The organism is Marinobacter shunpengi (genome assembly GCF_045449715.1).
In the GTDB taxonomy this organism is placed as follows: domain Bacteria; phylum Pseudomonadota; class Gammaproteobacteria; order Pseudomonadales; family Oleiphilaceae; genus Marinobacter.
This window is the reverse complement of record NZ_JBJJLA010000019.1, coordinates 17,745-35,714: the sequence shown is the minus strand read 5'-3', so window position 1 is coordinate 35,714 and position 17,970 is coordinate 17,745. Positions and strand designations below refer to the sequence as shown.

Genomic DNA, 17,970 nt, shown 5'->3' with positions numbered 1-17,970 from the left:
GGAACGCCAACCAGTGTCGGGGATGGCTCACGCCTGCCGGACGGATTAACGGCACCGCCACCCCCCCGGGCTTCCCATAAGCCGCTGACAGTCCAGCTTTTATCAGCTATTTTCAGGTAAGGATAGTAATATCGGGGGTGTTTACCAATCCATCTCCCTTCAACCAGGCAAAACACCCATGCAACTCCAGGCATTAACCGTTCTGCCAGAGAATGACCGCGGTCGGGATTTCGTGGTGGGTGATCTCCACGGCTGCTACGACGCCCTCATGCGGCAACTGGACGCCAGGGGGTTCGACCCGGCGGCGGACCGCCTGCTTTCGGTGGGCGATCTGGTCGACCGGGGGCCGGACTCCTGGCGTTGTCTCCAGCTGGTCCGGGAGCCTTGGTTCCATAGCGTCTGGGGTAATCATGAAGACCTGATGCTGAGAGGCCTGGACACCTCCCGGAATTCCCCCGATTTCCGGTTATGGATGCTCAACGGAGGCGATTGGGCCCTGGAGTCCGACCGGGACGACCTCAAGCAGCGGATCACAACCCATGCCGAGAAAACCTCACTGGCCATGGAAGTTCCCGTGGAAGGCCAGAGGGTTGGCGTGGTCCATGCCGAGGTTCCCGGGGCCCGATGGACATGCTGGTCCTCGCCCCTGTCGGATGACGACCGGCAGTATGCCATCTGGGGCCGGACAACTCTGACAAACGCACTCCGTGGCCAGCCTGCCCCGCCGGTCAGCGGCATTGACCATGTGTTCTTCGGGCACACGCCCCTGGCCTCCCCCACTCACCTGGCCAACCGCTTCTACATCGATACCGGTGGCGGCTACCCGGGGGGCGAGCCCACGCTGTTTGAGCTGAAGGAGGTCATCAACTGGGGGCTTGGCTCGTCGCCGGAACCGTTTCGTCCGACCTACTAGTCTCCTATCACAGTCTTTCCCGCAGGGCATCGATAAAGCCATACAGATCCACCACCTTCTCGGAGTCCGGGTCGGTGGTCTTGCCCTTGAGGTCGGCGGTGATAATACCATCGGCCACCGTATCCTTGAGGGCCTGTTTGAGTGCAAGCGCATACCCTGCCAGTTCGTCGTTGCCTTCGTTCAGTGCGAGGGTTTCCAGGGCGTTGCCCAGGGCGTAGACCAGTGCCGAGGGGTTGAAATGCGCCTCCTTGCCGCCGCTTTCCTGATACCGGACGTACAGGTCATGGGCGGTACCGTGGGGTGCCTCGAAGAGCATGGTGCCTTCCTGGCTTTCAATGATCGAACTGGCGGTGGCCAGGCTGCCACCCAGGGCGGCGGATATGTCCGAGAAAATGTCCCCATCCAGGTTCTGGGACGGGTACAGGGCATTCCGGGGCGGGTCGGTAATCATCTTGATGAGTTGGCTGGAGGGCCGCATGATCATGAAGGAGGGTGGCGGTGTGTCCTCCTTGGCCAGTTCCCGGCGCACTTCGGTGATGACATTGCTGAAGACTTCATCGTATTCCATGTATTCCCGTTTCAGGCCGAAATACACTTCCTTCTGCTTGCGTGATGCGTCACGGAAGACCTGGCTGACCCAGTCCTTGATGGCCTTGCGGTCGTTGGACATCAGCAGCATGGGATCGCCCTTCCTGACATGCCTCGCATGCCTCTCCTCACCGTCCACCACCACCTTGACGATGCCGTCTTCCCGGGCGGGCTCGTTGAAGCTGCCGTACTGGTCGCCCCCGCCGGCACTCATGCGGGAGATGGACACGTGGGCATTGCGGGGCGGAATGCCATGGAGTTTGAGCTGGTTGACCAGCTTGAACAGTTTGCGGCCGGTGGTGTTGTCCGGCACCCCCCACAGTGCGCGATCCGGCGGGTTGGAAACGATCCTCGCCGCCTGGGCATCGATCAGTTCGTAATGGAAACCGAGACCGAGGGCTTCCACTTTCTCCTGATAGTCGCGTCTGTAGATGCCCTCGACGATGGATCGCATGGCGCCGTCGTAGCCGGGGATCACCGTGTCCTTCAGGCCCAGGTAGATGTCCCGCTTCTCATCAATGGCCCGCTGGAAAAACCGGTGCGACCACTCCGCGATGTCGTCGACACTGTTGGTGGCAAGCAGCAGCGGATCGCCCTTGCTGATCTCCCGGCGATGCAGTTCTTCCGAGTCGCCACTGCTGCCCACGAAGAGCAGCTTGATGATACCCGTGGCCCGGGAGAGTTCGTTAAAGCTGTCCTTGATACCGCCGTCGTCCATGGTCATCACTTCGATGTCGCGGCCGACCCATTCGGGCCTGCGCACCCGGATATTGCGGAACTGGATATCCTCCCGGGTGATGTTGCCACCAATGCCCTTGCGGATGGCCCCGTTCGGCGACTTGGTCGCCAACGGGTCAAGGGAGGTGCCGTCGACGCCCGGGTGCTTTCGGAGCAACTCGTCGAGCTGGCTCCGGTTGACAGTGATACCCGCGTTCTTGATGCCCACACCGTACTCCCGGAGCGCCTTGATGGCTTCTGTCACCGCATGGCCGTTGGTCACCAGGCGATTCTCGGCGGAGAGGTCGATTTCCCTGAGTTCGATATCCAACCGTGAGGAGACGAAGGTCTTCAGCAGTTCCTCGAACGCCACCTGGGCCATCTCGTCGCCGTGGAGGATGACCAGTGGTGATGCCACCTGGATCTTGTTGCTCATTGCGTGCTCCCTTCGGTTGTCCGGTGATCCGGCTGTCAAACGTGAACTCGTCACTACTAACCCTAAGCCGGATTACGCCGTGGTCAAGAAAGCCGTACTGCCACTGGCTTCCAATCCACGGCCATTAACATCACCTGAAATGATGAATCGAATACGATTAAACAATTTTTGTGAGCAGCCTAACTCCTCAATAATACAACCATCGAGATCAGCGAAGGCTACTGAACGCTGATACCCGACTCAACCAGATAGTCGTTAATGAGGAATTTTATTATGTTCGGTATCAATGCAAACGTGAAGAAAACCGCTGCCATCGCCGCCATCGCTGTTGCCGGTGTCCTCGGCGCCGCCAACGCCAGTGCACAGCAAGTGTGGATGGAAGAGGTCCTGGAGCAGCAGCTGCAGGCTTCCCAGGAAGAGCACGACACCAAGGCGGCTGAAACTGCCGACAGCAAGGTCGAAGAGAAGGCCGACAGCAGCGCATCATGATCTGCTGACAGGGCCCTGACCATCACCGGCCAGGGCCCTCCGTCTTCCATACCTGCCAATCAACAACCACCCCTGAACCCTGCTTACCACCCTGCCGATCATCACCCGCGTAACGCACTACCCATCAAGGCCCTTATCCCGCCTGACCGTGATCCAGTGAGTTCGACAACCTGCCAGGCCCCGTCCAGGGCCTTAACCGCTCATACTGATCGCTGGATACGCTGCAGCAATTGGCACTCCGGCCCGTGTCACCACATACTGCGTCAATACCAATAACAGGGAGACGACTGTGCAAAGCCAGGAAACCAGCGCCAAACGCAGCAGTATTGATATCGGACTGGGCTACTACCAGGATATCGAGGGTCTGTTCAGGTTCGGGGACGACAGCCCATACCTTGAGGACGCCATCACCTTCGTATTCAGTCAGACCCTGCAACGGGACCGGTACTTCGGGTCCTGGGCCCAGGCCTATCGCAACGGCAATGGCGAGTACCGGCTGAAAGTCACCAGCCCCTGTGACGATGTTTCCCCCTATGAGACGCTGATTCCGCAATACGTTGCCGCGGGTAAACAGGCATTGACCAGCTACTACGGGAAGATCCCATACCAGGCGCGCGCAGGCTGGGAGTTCCTGCTGCCGTTTGGCCTCGCCATGGCCAATGTCAGATCGGTTCAGCTACTGCATTTTCCGCCCCTGGAGACCTTCACCTATAAGGATTACCTGTATTCTCCCACCAACCGGCGCTGGGAGTGCCTGCTGGCACAGAACGGCTTTGACGGGGCCGGCAACACCTCGGTGGAACGCATCGTGGATGTGGCTCCCATCGCCGCGCCGGGGGGTGCCGGTAGCGAGCTGAGCGATTACAACCAGGACTTCATCCCCTACACCCTGGCGCAGCTACGGAACTTCCTGACACCACTGGCGGAGACCGGTCACGAACTGACCCAACCGATGGTCGCCTACGGCGAGCCGGTCCATGACTGGCTCAGGCAGGCCTTTGACCTGTCGAAGACGCCTGGCACCCTGGATATCGTGCAACTGTCGATCCTGGAGGGTAACCACGGGCAACCGGCCGCGAAGACCTGGGTCCTGTGTGCCAACCATCCCAGCGAATACCTCTATGACACCAACCTGCCGTTAAGCGATGCCTTCAAACCCAATGGCGACTACCCGCCCCCGATCCATGTCATGTGCCAGGACCTGATTGCCGCCGGTTGGCAGGCCCATATGGCCGACCACCCCGATGACAATCCCCACCGGGTCCTGGCCGCCCTGGAGGAACAGTGGGGCTGGGACGCCAGCAATGGCACGGTAAAGAAGGACAAGGCCGACGCCCTGCTGGCAATCATGAAGGAGCAGAACCAGGCCTTTGGGCTCGACAACAACAGCTTCACGCCCACCGAGGCGCAGGCCACGGCAAAAGCCTTTGCCCTGAAGCGCTCCCCCGATTCGGATCAGTATGCGGCCTACACCTTCAACCCCCACGCCAACCAGCCCTTTGCGGACGTGCCGATGGCCAGCCACGCCCGTTTCCCCGCCAGCCACCGGCTGATGCAGGTGGGCGGCTACCTGGTGGACTGGACGCCGCCAACGGCCGATGACGATGTCATCCATTACCGGGTGGTGAAGTACGACCGCGACAGCGGCAATCCCCTGGCGGAGAAAACGGTAACCTACGGCACCTGGGACCGGGAGAAATTCTTCGGCGACTACCGCCCCAACTTTGGCGCAGGTTTTGAGCAGATCGAGCTGATCGGCCTGCCGGGCTACGTCCTCAGCCTCATTCCCGCCGCCGGTCGCTGCACCTACCAGCTCTGGCGCTTCGACCCACAAGCGGAGCACGACTGCCTTTCCGCCGGGGAATTCAGCAGCGGCGGTTTCCGGGACATCACGGCCGACCGTGAGCTCTACCCCATCGGCAACTATGTGCTGGACCGCAAGGGCGCCCACTACCGGGTCTGGAGTTTTGATCCCCAGTCCGCCCCGCCGCTGGCGCTGCCCACCGTGCAGGAAGGCCACTGGAGCACGATTGACGACAGCGACGCCATGACCGTGGTGGGCGGGTACCTGGTCACCTGGAAACCGGCAGTACCCTCGGCAGGCTGTCGCATCTGGCCGTTCGACGCCCGCAACGCGGACCCGCTGGGAGGCGAACCGCTCAACACCGCACCACTACCGGACGGCTTTAAATCGCAATCGACCCTGTCTGGCGCGGTGCCCAGTCAACCGGTCCATGCCGTTCGCGCCAGGACACCGGGTACCATCGAGTTCATGCGCCAGGAGATTGAACATGTGGTCTACTACATGCTGGAGAGCCGGTCCTTCGACAATGTACTGGGGTGGCTCTACGAACGCGGCCAGCGGGATGGTCTGAACTGGATCGGGCCCGACACGGACGGCTTCCGTGGCCTGGATACGTCGATGAACAACCCTCTCCCCGATGGTCGGCAGGCGTTTGTCAGCCAGTATATGGATGGCGGACTGAGCAACGAGTTCGTGCTCGGCGGCCCTGCCCAGGACCCCTGGCACGACAACAGCGATGTGCTGATGCAGATGTTCCATGGCTACCAGGGCTACTCGGGACGACGGACGCCCACCATGGACGGCTTTGCCTGGAACCAGGACAGTGCGGCGGTGCTATCCAGCTTTACCCCGCAGCAGTTGTCGGTGCTGAACGGCCTCGCCAGGGCATTTGCGGTGAGTGACGACTGGTTCGGTTCCGTGCCGGGCGGAACCGATATCAACCGCGGCTTCTCCGTCAGCGGTTCGGCCTACAACCGCCTCGGCACCTGGGAGGGTGGCAAGGCCTACCAGGACTGGCCCGATACTGCACACCGCCAGTCGCTCTGGAAAACCCTGTGGAGCCACGGCCACCAGGACTGGAAAATCTACTACAGCATCCTCTGGCAGAAGGCCGTGTTCACCCATCAGCTCTACCTCAAGGGCCAGATACCGGAGGTGGACGCCGCCTGGGCGAAGGCCGTGCTGGAGGCAAAGCCCTACGGCGACCTGCCCACATCCCGCTGGATCGCACCGCTCCAGCAGTTCCACGATGATGTAAAGAACGACGCCCTGCCCCGTTTCAGCTACCTGGAGCCTGCCTGGGTTGGAGACAACTGCACTTCCTATCACCCCGGCTCCTCCGCCAGCGGTCTCAACTCAGTCGTCCCCGGTGAACGGGCCCTCAACGAGATCTACCAGGCCCTCAGCAGCAATGAAAAGGTCTGGTCGAAAACCCTGCTGGTGGTGACCTTCGACAAGAACGGCGGGCTGTTTGACCATGTGTCGCCGCCCTATGCCCGCAAACCCTGGCCCAACGATATGGCCGATGGCTTCGGGTTCGACCTCATGGGGCCGAGGGTACCGGCGGTTTTCGCCTCCCCCTGGATCAAGCCGCAGACGGTCCTGCGCAGCAGTGGTGACCAGCGTTTCGATGCCACCTCCTTTGCCGCCACGCTGCTCGACTGGTATGGCATTGCCCGGGAAACCTGGGGGCTTGGCGACCGGATCGCGGAAGCCCCCACCTTTGAAAGGGTATTGACCGAGCCGCAGCCCCGCAAGGCGGTACCGGAGCTTTCCGTACCCTATGACAAAGACTTTCCCAGACATGGATAAGCCAGGCCGTGAGCAAGTCCCTTGACGATACCCCCAGACGGTATCGCCAGCCCGCGGTCCGACGGCGACAACCGCGGGCTGGCCCCCGGACAATCGTCCGGACATTGGGGTACGGGGTTATAGAAAAGTCACGGCTGGCGGGTTAACCTGTGGCTAATTCAATAAATCAGGTACTTGGGCTGAATAGCCACTACCACCTGTTTATGCTTCGCGACGTCCTATGTTCCAGTACTTTGGCTTCGGTTCCAACATGAGCATGCTGTCGCTGAGAGCCAAGGGGGTGGAGCCTCTGGCATCGCGACGAGCTGTATTACCCGGCTGGCGCCTGTGCTTCAACGTGCAGCACTTCTTCCGGCATGAGGGAGGCGTGGGCAATATCGAACCCACCGGCAATCCGGACGACCGTGTCCTCGGCGTGCTCCACGAATGCCCGGACGAAGCCCTGGCACAACTGGATGCCGCCGAAGCCTATGGCCACGGCTATGACCGCATAGAGGTCGAGGTAGCACAGCCCGGGGGTACCAGCGGCAATGACAGGAAAGTCCCCGCCCTCACCTATGTGGGCATGCCCGGGTTTATCGATAACAGCCGCCTGCCCAGTCGACGCTACCTGAACATCGTGCTGCAGGGGGCCCGCCAGGCCGGGCTGGATGAGGATTATATCGAGGCCCTGGCCAGTCATCCGGTACACCAGATGGCCGACTATCCCGCATTCACGCCGCCGTTGGGCAATTTCCCAATCTTTGACAAAGAAACACTGGCCGACCAGCCGCTCTATACCGCACTCTATGGTGCGGTATTCGACATGTCGGAGGCCCGGCCGCTGCACGACTTTCTCAGGGGCTTTCTTGGTGGCAGGGATATGACGCTGTATCACCTGAGAAGGCTGGACAGCAGCAAGGTTGATGAAACCATGGACGACATCCGGAAGGGACGCCTTGATCAGGCCCAGAAGCAATACCTCAACGCTTACCTTAACGAGTACGCCAGGGAGTATCGCTATGTCGGCCAATATAACTATGATAAAGATTGAGGAACCTCTATGGACCAGGCAGTAACTCCCCCTTTCCCTCCCGCCCTGGCACACGGTGCCATTGAAGAGGTCTTTACCGATGTATTCATGGTCAGCGGTGCCATGGAAACCGTGCTTATGGACCTGGACTGGCAGTTCAGCCGCAATATGACCATTGTCCGGGATGGCGAACGACTGATCCTGATCAACACCGTCCGGATGGATGACAGCGGCCTGGCCGAACTCGACCGCCTGGGAAAGGTTACCGACGTAATCCGCCTGGGCGCGCTGCACGGACGGGATGACGCGTTCTACCTGGATCGGTACCAGGCCCGCTACTGGGTAACTCCCGGTCTGGAGGATGACGACACTACAGCTCACCCCCTCGACCAGACCTCACCATTACCCATCAGTGATGCCTCATTGTTCCAGTTCAGAACCTCCAACGTTCCCGAAGGCGTGCTCCACCTGGACCGGGATGGTGGCATCCTGGTCGCCTGTGATGCCCTCCAAAACTGGCTGAGACCGGATGAACATTTCTGCGACGTGACCCGCGAACGGATGGCGGGAATGGGCTTCTTCACACCGGCCAATGTGGGCCCGGTCTGGCTACAGGCTGCGGAACCGGCCGCCGAGGACTTCAGCCGCCTGCAGGCACTGAACTTCAGGCACGCCCTGTGCGGCCATGGCGAGCCCTTGCTGGACAGCGCCCACGAGCAGTTCAGCGCGACGTTTAACCGGTTGTTCCAGTGCTAGGAGTCTGCGTGGCAGAAAGTCCCGCCGCTGCGACCGCCCCACTCTGGCCCATTTTGAGCGCTCATTTTCGTTGCATAGAACCACTATGCGCCTCAAATGACCGTCAAAATGGCCTCAAAGTGGGACGCTCTCGCCTGGCGCGATTTCTACCGCGCAGACTCCTGGTATCCGGATCGGGAAGACCCTGATGCAGAACACGGTCCAGCTACCGGGCTACACCATCACCTCCTGCCTGTGGCGCCACACCGGGCGGGTGGCGTACAGTGCACAGCGCCAGATGGATGGCACTGGGGTCATCATTGAAACCCTGGACACCGAATATCCGGACCGCCGCCAGGTGGCCGCGCTCCAACACGAAGCGAGCATCGCGGCCCGCCTGGAAGGTGTTGGCGGTGTACGCCGGATTCACCAGGTGCTGCCCCACGGCAGCGGTAACCTGGCCCTGATCAGCGATCACTACGACAGCTCCCTCACCGATCTGCTGAACCGGACCAACGGCGGGCACCTACCGGTACTCCAGGTGCTGGAGATCGCCCGGGACCTGACCCGGACCCTGATCGAGATCCACGCCCGGAACATCGTCCATAAGGCGATCACTCCCCATAACATCCTGTTCGACCGGAAGCGTGGCGAACTGGCACTGACCGGCTTCAGCATCGCCTCCGAGCTGGGCCAGGAACGGCAGGCCACGGATCTGGCGACTCACCTGGAAGGGCTGCTGGCCTACATATCCCCCGAGCAGACCGGCCGCATGAACCGCAGCCTCGACTACCGCTCCGACTACTATTCCCTCGGCGTACTGTTGTACGAACTGCTCACCGGCCAGCCCCCGTTTGTCGCCGATAACACGCTGGAGTGGGTACACCACCACATCAGCCGTCTGCCACCCACTCCCAGCAGCGTGTCACCGGAGGTGCCGAAGGCGGTTTCCGACATCGTGCTGAAGCTGTTGAGTAAGTCCCCGGACGAGCGCTATCAGAGCGGCGAGGGCCTGCTGCATGACCTGGCCCGGTGCATAACCGATATTGAGCAGGGCCAGCCACCGCTCCCCTTCGAGCTGGGAGAACAGGACCGCCTGCAACAGTTCCTGATCCCCCAGGCCCTCTACGGGCGCGAACAGGAGCTGGATGAGCTGCTGAACCTGTTCGAACAGGCGGTGGAAGGCCGTACCCGTTTCTGTCTGGTTCATGGCTATTCCGGTGTGGGCAAGTCGGCACTGGTGAATGAGATCGACCGTTACCAGGTGCGCGAGCGCGGCTTCCTGGTGCAGAGCAAGTTCGACCAGTTCCAGCAGGGTGAAGCCTATTCCGCCCTGGCGGCCACGTTCCGGGGCCTGGTCCAGCAGGTCCTGCTGGAACCGGAGGCGCAACTGTCGAAGTGGCGTGAACGCCTGACCGACGCACTGGGGCCCAACGGCGCCCTGGTCATCGACCTGGTGCCGGAACTGGCGCTGATCATCGGTGACCAGCCCCCGGTTCCCGAACTGCCGCCGGCGGAAAACCGTAACCGGCTGCAACTGGTGCTGGCCGCCTTCCTGCGGGTCTTTGCCGGCAAGGGGCACCCCGTGGTGCTGTTCCTGGACGACCTGCAATGGAGTGACACTCCCACCCTGGAACTGCTACGCCGTATTGTCACCGCCAGGGACCAGAGCCACCTGTTGCTGATCGGCGCCTACCGTAGCAACGAAGTCGGCCCGGGGCACCCTCTCACCCTGCTACTGAAAGACCTGGACAATCACCAATGCATTCATGAGATCCCCGTCTGGCCACTGGATCACTACTCGGTCACGCAGCTGGTGGCGGACGCCCTTCGCTGCGACCCTGACGCCAGCGCCGAACTGAGCGGTATGCTCTATCAGAGAGCCGAGGGAAATCCCTTTTTTACCAATGAGTTACTGCGCCAACTTCATACCCAGGGTGCGATCTCAGCGGACCCGGATACCGGCCAGTGGCAGTGGCATCTGGCCCGGACCCACTGGGAAGACATCAGCCACGATGTGGTGGAGTTCATGCTGGACAGCCTGCGGCAGCTTCCCGCCGAGACACAGACTGTACTGAAACTGGCCGCCTGCATCGGCAATACCTTCACCCTCCACACCCTCGCTGCCATCTACGAGCATTCGACGGCGGACACTGCCCAGGCACTGCTGCCCGCCCTGAAACAGTACACCGTGCTGCCGCTGCACAGCGACTACCGACTGGTCAGCCAGCCAGACATCCGGCTGTCCCTGAACCCCTACTACCGCTTCCAGCACGACCGGGTTCAGCAGGCGGCCTATAACCTGATTGAGGCATCGGAGCTGCCACGCATGCACCTGCTGGTGGGCCGGTTGCTGCTGCAACACGGTGGCAAATCCCCCGGCAATGACCTGTTGATCGATATCGTCAACCACCTCAACCTGGGGCGCGACCTGATCGAGTCCGAGGACGAACGTCGACAACTGGCCGGTTTCAACCTCCGTGCCGGCACCCGGGCCCGGCAGGCCTCCGCCTATGAGTCGGCCCTGAACTACCTCAGGGTTGCCCGCGAATTGCTGCCTGAGAACGCCTGGGCCAGCCATCCCGACCTGATGAAGTCGCTGGCCTCGGAGCTACAGCTCTGCTTCTACCTGACCAGCCACACCGAAGAGGCGGACCACTGGCTTGAGGTCATGCTGGCGCATGCCGTAACGCCCCTTGAGCGTGCCGACATCCTCGCCACACGCACCCGCCAGAATGCCACCCTGGGCAGGATGAGCGAGTCCATCCAGGCCGCCATCGAAGGACTGGCCCTGCTGGGTGTCAATTTCACCGAACACCCGACCCTCGACGATATCGCCGAAGAGCGTCAACGGGTTGAGGAATATCTGGCGGGTCGGGAGATTGCGGATCTGGTCGACGCTCCGATCATCGACGACCCCGCCACCCTGACGGCCATGCGGCTGCTGATGGAGATCTTCGCCGCAGCCTTTCTTTCCGGCAGCAACCTGTTCAGCTACCTGGTGCTCAAGGCGGTCAATCTGGCGCTGCACCGGGGCAACTGCCCGGAATCCGCCTTTGCCTATGCCGCCTACGGCATGCTGCTGTGCGGGGAACTGGACGAACCCGCCCTCGGCTACGAATACGGCAAGGCCGGCCTTGCCATCAACGAACGGCTCGACGACCTGAGCCTGAGAGCCCGTGTCATCTACGTCTATGCCATGTTTGTCCACCACTGGAGCAATCACTGGTCGACCCTGACTCCCTGGTTCCACAAGGGTATCGAGGCAGGCTACCAGTCCGGTGACCTGCTCTACCTGGCCTACAGCGCCCAGGACTGCGTCATCTGGGACCCGACCATGGACCTGGAGACCGCCCGTCGACTGCACGCCGAGAACCTGGAAATCGTACGCGAATGCGCCTACCAGGACTCGCTGGACTCCGGCAGCCTGTTCCTGCAGATGCAGCGCAACTTCCTCGGCGAAACAGAGGCACCCTCCAGCCTGAGCAGCAGCGATTTCGATGCCGGCCAATGCCTGGACGCGATGACGGACCGCCAGTTCATGACCGGTATTGCCAACCATCACATCTACCATGCCGAGATCAACGCGCTGTACGGGGATTATGAAAAGGCGCTGGAATCCGTCAGAAAGCAGGACACACTGATCAGGTCCGCCATGTCGCTACCACAACTGGTGCGATTCTATGTCGTCGCCAATCTGACACTGACCACCTGCTACCCGACCATGGGCATCGCCGAACAAAAGGCCACCCGCCAACGGCTGGAACAGGACCTGGCCAGGATGACCCTCTGGGCCGATAACTGCGAGGCCAACTTCCGGCACCTGCAATGGCTGATGAGCGCTGAGCTGGCGCGCCTGGACGGCGACAACCTGACCGCCCTGGCCCACTACGATGCCGCCATCGACGGCGCCCGTGCCAGCGGGTTCCTGAGGGACGAGGCCGCCGCCTTCGAGCGCGCCGCCCGCCTGCTACTGGCCCTGGGCAGGAACCGGTCGGCGGAAGGATACCTCCGTGGCGCCTACGGCATGTACAACCGCTGGGGCGCCAGACGCAAGGTGAAACAGTTAGAGGAGGAATTTCCGTTACTGCGTGAGTGGCGCCAGGCACAGCTCGGCGCGCCCGGCCATTCGCTGTCCAACCTGGACCTGGCGTCGGTCATGAAGGCCTCCCGGGAGATCTCGGGCGAAATGGTACTGGACCAGCTACTGCAGAAAACCCTGGCCATCCTGCTGGAGAACGCTGGCGGCCAGTGGGGCTGTATGATCAAGCGGACCGGGGCCCGCTGTGTGGTGGAAGCCGCCATCCTGCCGGAGCAGGACCTGCCACCCGCCAACCTCCCCGCGCACTCCACCCTGAGTGATCACCACGGCAACGCCATCGCCATGCCCATGAGCGTTCTCAGCCAGGTATTCCAGAGGGGTGAGGCCATCGTCCTGCACGATGCCGCTGCCGATGGGCCGTTTCTCAACGACCCCTACACCGTCAGCCTGCGCCCCCGCTCGGTCCTCTGTGTGCCCATCCTGAGGGAACGTTTCGAGGCGGCGGTCTACATGGAGAACAACCTGACCGACGGCGCCTTCACCGGGGACAGGGTGGAGTTGATCCGGTTGCTGGCCGCACAGGCAGCGGTGGCCATTGAGAACGCTCACCTGTATGCCCAGGTCCAGGACTATTCCCGCACCCTGGAAGAGAAAGTCGCCGAACGTACCGCCGAGCTGGAATCACTCAACGTGGAGCTGCAACGACTGGCCGACCGGGACGGGCTCACCGGCGTCGCCAACCGGCGGTCCGGTAACGCGTACCTGCAGGACACCTGGCTGCGCCTGCGCCGTGAGCCTCAACCACTGTCGGTAATCATGCTGGATGTGGACGACTTCAAGCGCTTCAACGACAACTATGGCCACCAGATGGGTGACGAGTGCCTGGTCCTGGTGGCGGGGGCGCTTGAGGCACAGATACAACGCTCCACCGATATGGTGGTGCGCTACGGCGGCGAGGAGTTCATGATGATACTCCCCAACACCGACCGTGACGGCGCCATCCGGGTCGCGGAAAACGCACGCCTCGCCATCGAGGCACTGGCTATCGAGCACGACCACTCATCAACCAGTGACCACATCACCGTCAGTGTCGGGTGCGCCACCACCGTCCCCAGCGAACAGGCGACGGCCGAACAATTGGTGTACGAGGCGGACCAGTCGCTCTACAAAGCCAAACAGGGCGGGCGTAACCGGATGCATGTGGCCGGTTAAGTCTGGCGGGCCTCGGTGATCCGGTTGCTGCTACCCCTCATCGCCTGATATCAGGCCTCAAAACCCAGGAAGCTCGCGGTATTACTCACCGGTCGCCGGCGGGAAACGACGGAATTGGCAACGAACTCATCATCTGGCCAGCCCAACGCGACACAGGTCAGTATGACCTGATCATCCGGAATCCCGGCCACTTCCCTCACCACCGGGCTCTGCATAATGCCCTGCCCGTTAATGACAGCGCCCAGCCCCCGGCTCCAGGCCGACAGCACCAGCCCGTAGGTCATCGCCCCGGAATCAAAGTGGGCAATAGGGTTGTCCAGCAGTACCCGATCGAAGCAGACCACGATCGACACCGGGGCATCAAACTGGCGAAAGCCCCGCATCACCCAGTCCTGCCGGCGCTCCGCATCATGGCGTTCTATCCCCATGGCTTCGAACAGCTGCACCGCAATTTCGATCTGACGCTTACGGTGTTCCCCCTCATAAGCGCTATAGTCGCCAATTTCCCGGCTCGGCGGCACGCCCTCAAGCATCCGCTCCGTATTGCCCCGGCGAACCCTTTCAAGGGGCTCGCCCGTCAGCACATGCAGGTGCCAGGGCTGGGTGTTCATGGAGGAAGGCGCGCGGTTCGCCAGCGCAATGATCTCTTCCAGAAGTTCACGGGGAACGGCTTTATCCAGGAATCCACGGATGGAGCGGCGCTCCTGAATGACCTGATCAAGTTTCATGGGTCGCCCTTTTTTAGGTTTATAGGGTTGGCGTCAGTTCGCGGCAAATGGTGGATTGCCCGTCTGATCAAAAAATAATGCAAGCGCTCGATTATAGACCCTATAAATACGCTTGCTCAATAACTTGAGCAAAGACGTTGCTCCCCGGCAAAGGCATCCGACAGGTGGCGCATGACCAGTTTGATACGCTCCACCCGGCGCAAGTCGGGGTGGGTCAACAACCAGAGATCCGATGATTTCCCAGGGGGGAATGGGAACAGCGTTTCCAGCTCCGGTCTCTGCTGATCGTTTGGCAGGAGTGCCAGACCATGTCCGCCCTGTGCCAACCAGGACATCGCCACCAGGTCGTCACTGCGAGCCGTGACACAGTGTGCAAGCGTGCGCTCGAGCCAGACAAAGGCCGGCAAGCGTAGCATGCCACCGCTGGCGCCAATGAGCCGGTGATGCTGCAGTTCGTCCAGACTGGCGGGGAATCCGTGCTTGTCCCGATAGGCCTGGCTACCGTAAACACTCCAGCCAATGGACCGCACCTTGCGCCCCACCAGGTGCTCCGGGGGCGCGGCCGTTACACGAACAGCGATGTCCGCCTGTCGGCTGTTCATGTTGATCTCCTGGTTGCTGACGAGTATCTCGGCCCTGATATCGGGGTAGTCCCGGTTAAGATCGGCCAGGTAGTCCGGCAGGTATCGGTAGGCCAGGTTATTGGGGGCGGTTATCCGGACTTTGCCGGCGAGCTGAACATCCCGACCGGCAATCCGTCGTTCAATATCGTTGAAGGCGCCATCCACACGATTGGCCAACTCCCTTAGTTCCTCACCCAGGGGGGTCAGTGCGTAACCTCCGGGAAGCCGGTCGAACAGACGGGCGCCAAGATCCTCCTCGAAGGCATTCAGACGACGAAAAACCGTGGAGTGATTCACCCCCAACGTTCGGGCCGCCCCAGCCAGGGAGCCCGTCTGCTCGACCGCCAGAAAAACCTTCAGTGAATTCCAGTCCACTTGCCTCACCTTCGCTTTGCAAAATTGCAATATCACCTTTCCATGATTGCTAATTTCACCCGCCATGTGCAAGAGAGATACTGGCCAGGACCCCAGAAACGTGGAGGACACACAATGTTTGGCAGATTAACCCCTGATACCGCCGCACCCGCCCACTCAGCTGGTTCCGCGGGGAGGTTCACCCATGATTCCTGAATTCGAACTCATTACCCACGTGCTGTGTCCGTACGTGCAGCGCTCGGTCATCGCCCTGCAGGAAAAACGTATCCCCTACCGTCGCACCGACATCGACCTGTCCAACAAACCGGACTGGTTCCAACAGATTTCCCCACTGGGCAAGGTGCCGGTGCTGGTAGCAGAGGGAAAAGGGGCCCTGTTCGAGTCCGCCGTGATCTGTGAATACCTGGATGAGGTTACGCCGGGAACACTGCACCCGGAGGACCCATGGCGACGCGCTGACCATCGTGCCTGGATCGAATTCGGTTCGGGCATCCTGACCGAGATCGCCAGAATGTACAGTGGCGCCACAAGAGAAGCATTCGACAAGGCCTGTGACACGTTACGGGTGCGGTTCAGGCAGTTGGACGAACGACTGGATAACGGGCCCTGGTTTGCCGGAGAGACGTTCTGCCTTATTGATGCCGTTTACGGTCCGATTTTCAGGTACTTTGACGTATTCGATACGGCACTGGATCTCGATATTTTCCAGAACGTAGAAAAAGTCCAGCTTTGGCGGGGCCACCTGCGGACACGGGAGTCCGTCCGGCAAGCGGTTACTGCAGACTACCCGGAACGTCTGCTGGCTTTCGTTGGAAACCGTGGCAGCTATATGTCATCTCTGGTAGCAGGAGCCAACCACGAGACCAGCAACAGCGGATGATGCATGACTGATAGGCGATATCCCCCGGTGCAGGTCTGGTACCATACTTCGGACTTTCCAGGCCGGCCCGGATATCCCCGTGAAACTCTCCCGCATCCTAAGCAATCAGAATGGTGTCAGCCGCCAGCAGGCCAACCGGGCCATTGCCTCCGGGAAGGTACGGGTGGATGGAGAGGTATGCACCGATGCCGCCAGGGAGGTTTCACGTTTCCAGGGCGTGGTGGTGGGCGATAAGGTCATCAAGCGGGCGTTGCCGGCACACTACCTGATGCTGAACAAACCGGCTGGATACCTCAGCGCCACCCGGGATCCCGTTCATCCCACGGTCATGGAGTTGCTACCACCGGAGATCAGGGCCGACCTGCACATTGCCGGACGCCTGGACCGGGCCAGTACCGGACTGATGATCCTGACCAATGATGGCACCTGGTCACGGTGCCTGACAGAACCCGAGGTCAAATTACCCAAGGTCTACCGGGTAACCACCCTTCGCCCCATCGAGCCCCATACCGCGCAACGGTTTGCGGAGGGCATCTGGTTTGCCTACGAAGGCCTGACCACCTCCCCCGCCACGCTCGAACGGCTTGGGCCCAACGAAGCACGGGTGACCATCCTTGAAGGCCGCTACCACCAGGTGAAGCGCATGTTCCATGCCGTTGGTAACCAGGTGACCAGCCTGCACCGGGAGCGTATTGGTGAAATCGCCCTGCCCCGGGATCTGATGCCCGGCACCTGGCGGAGCCTGACGACAGACGAGGTCCGGTCCGTGCCCGCCGGGCAAGCGGCCATCACCGGGAACGTCGGTCGACCGGTCGTTACCTGACGCTTGCGCCCGGCATACTAAGGATGCTGGAACTCGCCGTCCTGCAGGAAGTGAACGGTCTGTTCAATCACCTCATCATCCGTCATCAGGAAAGGGTGGCTGACCGGCACGGTGATAAAGTCCTGCATGCCCTCAAGTTTCGCCCGCTCGATGGAAACCTTGCCGTCATCGTCCCCGGGGATAAGGGTCGACAGGATCAGGTTGATGGAATCATGGCCGGCGATAATCCCGACGTCGAGATCGGTGGATCCCAACGACTGCGGAACCGAATCGCTCCCGGTTCCCAACTGGTTTCCGGCGGGTCCGTTGATCCACTGGAAAGGCGCCAGCCCGCCAAGTTTATCCACAACCTCACTGCCCTGGTTTGGCGGCCCCAGCATTACCACCCGCCCAAAGCGGAACGGCGCATCCCCGTCGTTCAGATACCGCACGATGATACCGCCCAGGGAATGGGTCACAAACGCGACCTCGCTATCACTCTCCGGGCCGACACATTCCAGGATCTGCGGGACAACGTAGTCGCTGGCCAGTTTCCCGATGGGGTGGTCAGTGGAGGGGTAGTCGATATTGCACGGGCGGAACCCCGCCGCCGTCAGGGCCTCGGCCATGTCGTCCATGGAATGGTGCGAACGTGCCAGGCCGTGAAGCAGCACAACGGGGGAATCAGCCTGATCCGCCTGGGCCCCCTGCGCGCCTACCAGCAGCATCACCAGGCACAGAATACTGCCTGGAATGGAAATGGAATACCGCATCCTGGTCATTCTCCTCCGGCGGCAGGATG

Annotated in this window: 12 protein-coding genes; 8 read left to right on the top strand and 4 right to left on the bottom strand. The window is 61.3% G+C overall.

The genetic code is table 11. The annotated features are described in order from the left end of the window. The first annotated feature begins 178 nt into the window (after positions 1–178). A complete protein-coding gene (locus ACJO3T_RS13665) occupies positions 179–913 on the top strand; it encodes a metallophosphoesterase (protein ID WP_406963398.1) in 735 nt (244 codons plus the stop codon). A 7-nt stretch (positions 914–920) separates the two neighbouring features. Here the strand turns inward: ACJO3T_RS13665 and ACJO3T_RS13660 are convergent, their stop codons facing one another. Next, positions 921–2,654 carry an isocitrate/isopropylmalate family dehydrogenase gene (locus tag ACJO3T_RS13660; protein ID WP_406978806.1) on the bottom strand — a complete coding sequence of 578 codons (1,734 nt, stop codon included), beginning with the start codon at positions 2,652–2,654 and terminating at the stop codon, positions 921–923. Positions 2,655–2,927: 273 nt separating this feature from the next. Between ACJO3T_RS13660 and ACJO3T_RS13655 the strand changes: the two genes are divergently transcribed. The 5 genes from ACJO3T_RS13655 (at position 2,928) to ACJO3T_RS13635 (ending at position 13,760) form a co-directional block, all read left to right on the top strand. Continuing rightward, positions 2,928–3,143, top strand: coding sequence for a hypothetical protein (locus ACJO3T_RS13655; RefSeq protein ID WP_406963400.1), 216 nt, complete (start codon positions 2,928–2,930; stop codon positions 3,141–3,143). Positions 3,144–3,432: 289 nt separating this feature from the next. Then, on the top strand, positions 3,433–6,759 hold the full coding sequence (locus tag ACJO3T_RS13650; protein ID WP_406978805.1) for an alkaline phosphatase family protein: 3,327 nt from the start codon (positions 3,433–3,435) through the stop codon (positions 6,757–6,759). 220 nt (positions 6,760–6,979) lie between these two features. Continuing rightward, a complete protein-coding gene (locus ACJO3T_RS13645) occupies positions 6,980–7,792 on the top strand; it encodes a gamma-glutamylcyclotransferase family protein (protein ID WP_406978803.1) in 813 nt (270 codons plus the stop codon). A 9-nt stretch (positions 7,793–7,801) separates the two neighbouring features. Continuing rightward, a complete protein-coding gene (locus ACJO3T_RS13640; RefSeq protein ID WP_406963403.1) occupies positions 7,802–8,527 on the top strand; it encodes a hypothetical protein in 726 nt (241 codons plus the stop codon). Between the two features lie 187 nt (positions 8,528–8,714). Continuing rightward, positions 8,715–13,760, top strand: a complete 5,046-nt coding sequence (locus ACJO3T_RS13635; protein ID WP_406978802.1) for a diguanylate cyclase — start codon at positions 8,715–8,717, stop codon at positions 13,758–13,760. Positions 13,761–13,810: 50 nt separating this feature from the next. Here the strand turns inward: ACJO3T_RS13635 and ACJO3T_RS13630 are convergent, their stop codons facing one another. Further along, positions 13,811–14,488: a nitroreductase gene (locus ACJO3T_RS13630; RefSeq protein ID WP_406978801.1), complete on the bottom strand. Its 678-nt coding sequence runs from the start codon at positions 14,486–14,488 to the stop codon at positions 13,811–13,813. A gap of 116 nt (positions 14,489–14,604) precedes the next feature. Further along, positions 14,605–15,486 (bottom strand): LysR family transcriptional regulator, encoded by an 882-nt coding sequence (locus tag ACJO3T_RS13625; protein WP_406978800.1) that lies wholly within the window; start codon positions 15,484–15,486, stop codon positions 14,605–14,607. Between the two features lie 184 nt (positions 15,487–15,670). Here ACJO3T_RS13625 and ACJO3T_RS13620 point away from each other — a divergent pair, with 184 nt between their 5' ends. Continuing rightward, positions 15,671–16,366 (top strand): glutathione S-transferase family protein, encoded by a 696-nt coding sequence (locus ACJO3T_RS13620; RefSeq protein WP_406978799.1) that lies wholly within the window; start codon positions 15,671–15,673, stop codon positions 16,364–16,366. A gap of 79 nt (positions 16,367–16,445) precedes the next feature. Beyond that, positions 16,446–17,189, top strand: a complete 744-nt coding sequence (locus ACJO3T_RS13615) for a pseudouridine synthase (protein ID WP_406978798.1) — start codon at positions 16,446–16,448, stop codon at positions 17,187–17,189. 17 nt (positions 17,190–17,206) lie between these two features. Here the strand turns inward: ACJO3T_RS13615 and ACJO3T_RS13610 are convergent, their stop codons facing one another. Next, positions 17,207–17,950 (bottom strand): esterase/lipase family protein, encoded by a 744-nt coding sequence (locus ACJO3T_RS13610; RefSeq protein WP_406978797.1) that lies wholly within the window; start codon positions 17,948–17,950, stop codon positions 17,207–17,209. Between the last annotated feature and the right edge of the window lie 20 nt (positions 17,951–17,970).

What these genes read in the sequence shown, in the direction of transcription:
- ACJO3T_RS13660 (WP_406978806.1), bottom strand. Translation starts at nt 2,654, where the DNA reads ATGAGCAACAAGATCCAGGTGGCATCACCACTGGTCATCCTCCACGGC.
- ACJO3T_RS13630 (WP_406978801.1), bottom strand. Translation starts at nt 14,488, where the DNA reads ATGAAACTTGATCAGGTCATTCAGGAGCGCCGCTCCATCCGTGGATTC.
- ACJO3T_RS13620 (WP_406978799.1), top strand. Translation starts at nt 15,671, where the DNA reads ATGATTCCTGAATTCGAACTCATTACCCACGTGCTGTGTCCGTACGTG.
- ACJO3T_RS13655 (WP_406963400.1), top strand. Translation starts at nt 2,928, where the DNA reads ATGTTCGGTATCAATGCAAACGTGAAGAAAACCGCTGCCATCGCCGCC.
- ACJO3T_RS13610 (WP_406978797.1), bottom strand. Translation starts at nt 17,950, where the DNA reads ATGACCAGGATGCGGTATTCCATTTCCATTCCAGGCAGTATTCTGTGC.
- ACJO3T_RS13665 (WP_406963398.1), top strand. Translation starts at nt 179, where the DNA reads ATGCAACTCCAGGCATTAACCGTTCTGCCAGAGAATGACCGCGGTCGG.
- ACJO3T_RS13640 (WP_406963403.1), top strand. Translation starts at nt 7,802, where the DNA reads ATGGACCAGGCAGTAACTCCCCCTTTCCCTCCCGCCCTGGCACACGGT.
- ACJO3T_RS13645 (WP_406978803.1), top strand. Translation starts at nt 6,980, where the DNA reads ATGTTCCAGTACTTTGGCTTCGGTTCCAACATGAGCATGCTGTCGCTG.
- ACJO3T_RS13635 (WP_406978802.1), top strand. Translation starts at nt 8,715, where the DNA reads ATGCAGAACACGGTCCAGCTACCGGGCTACACCATCACCTCCTGCCTG.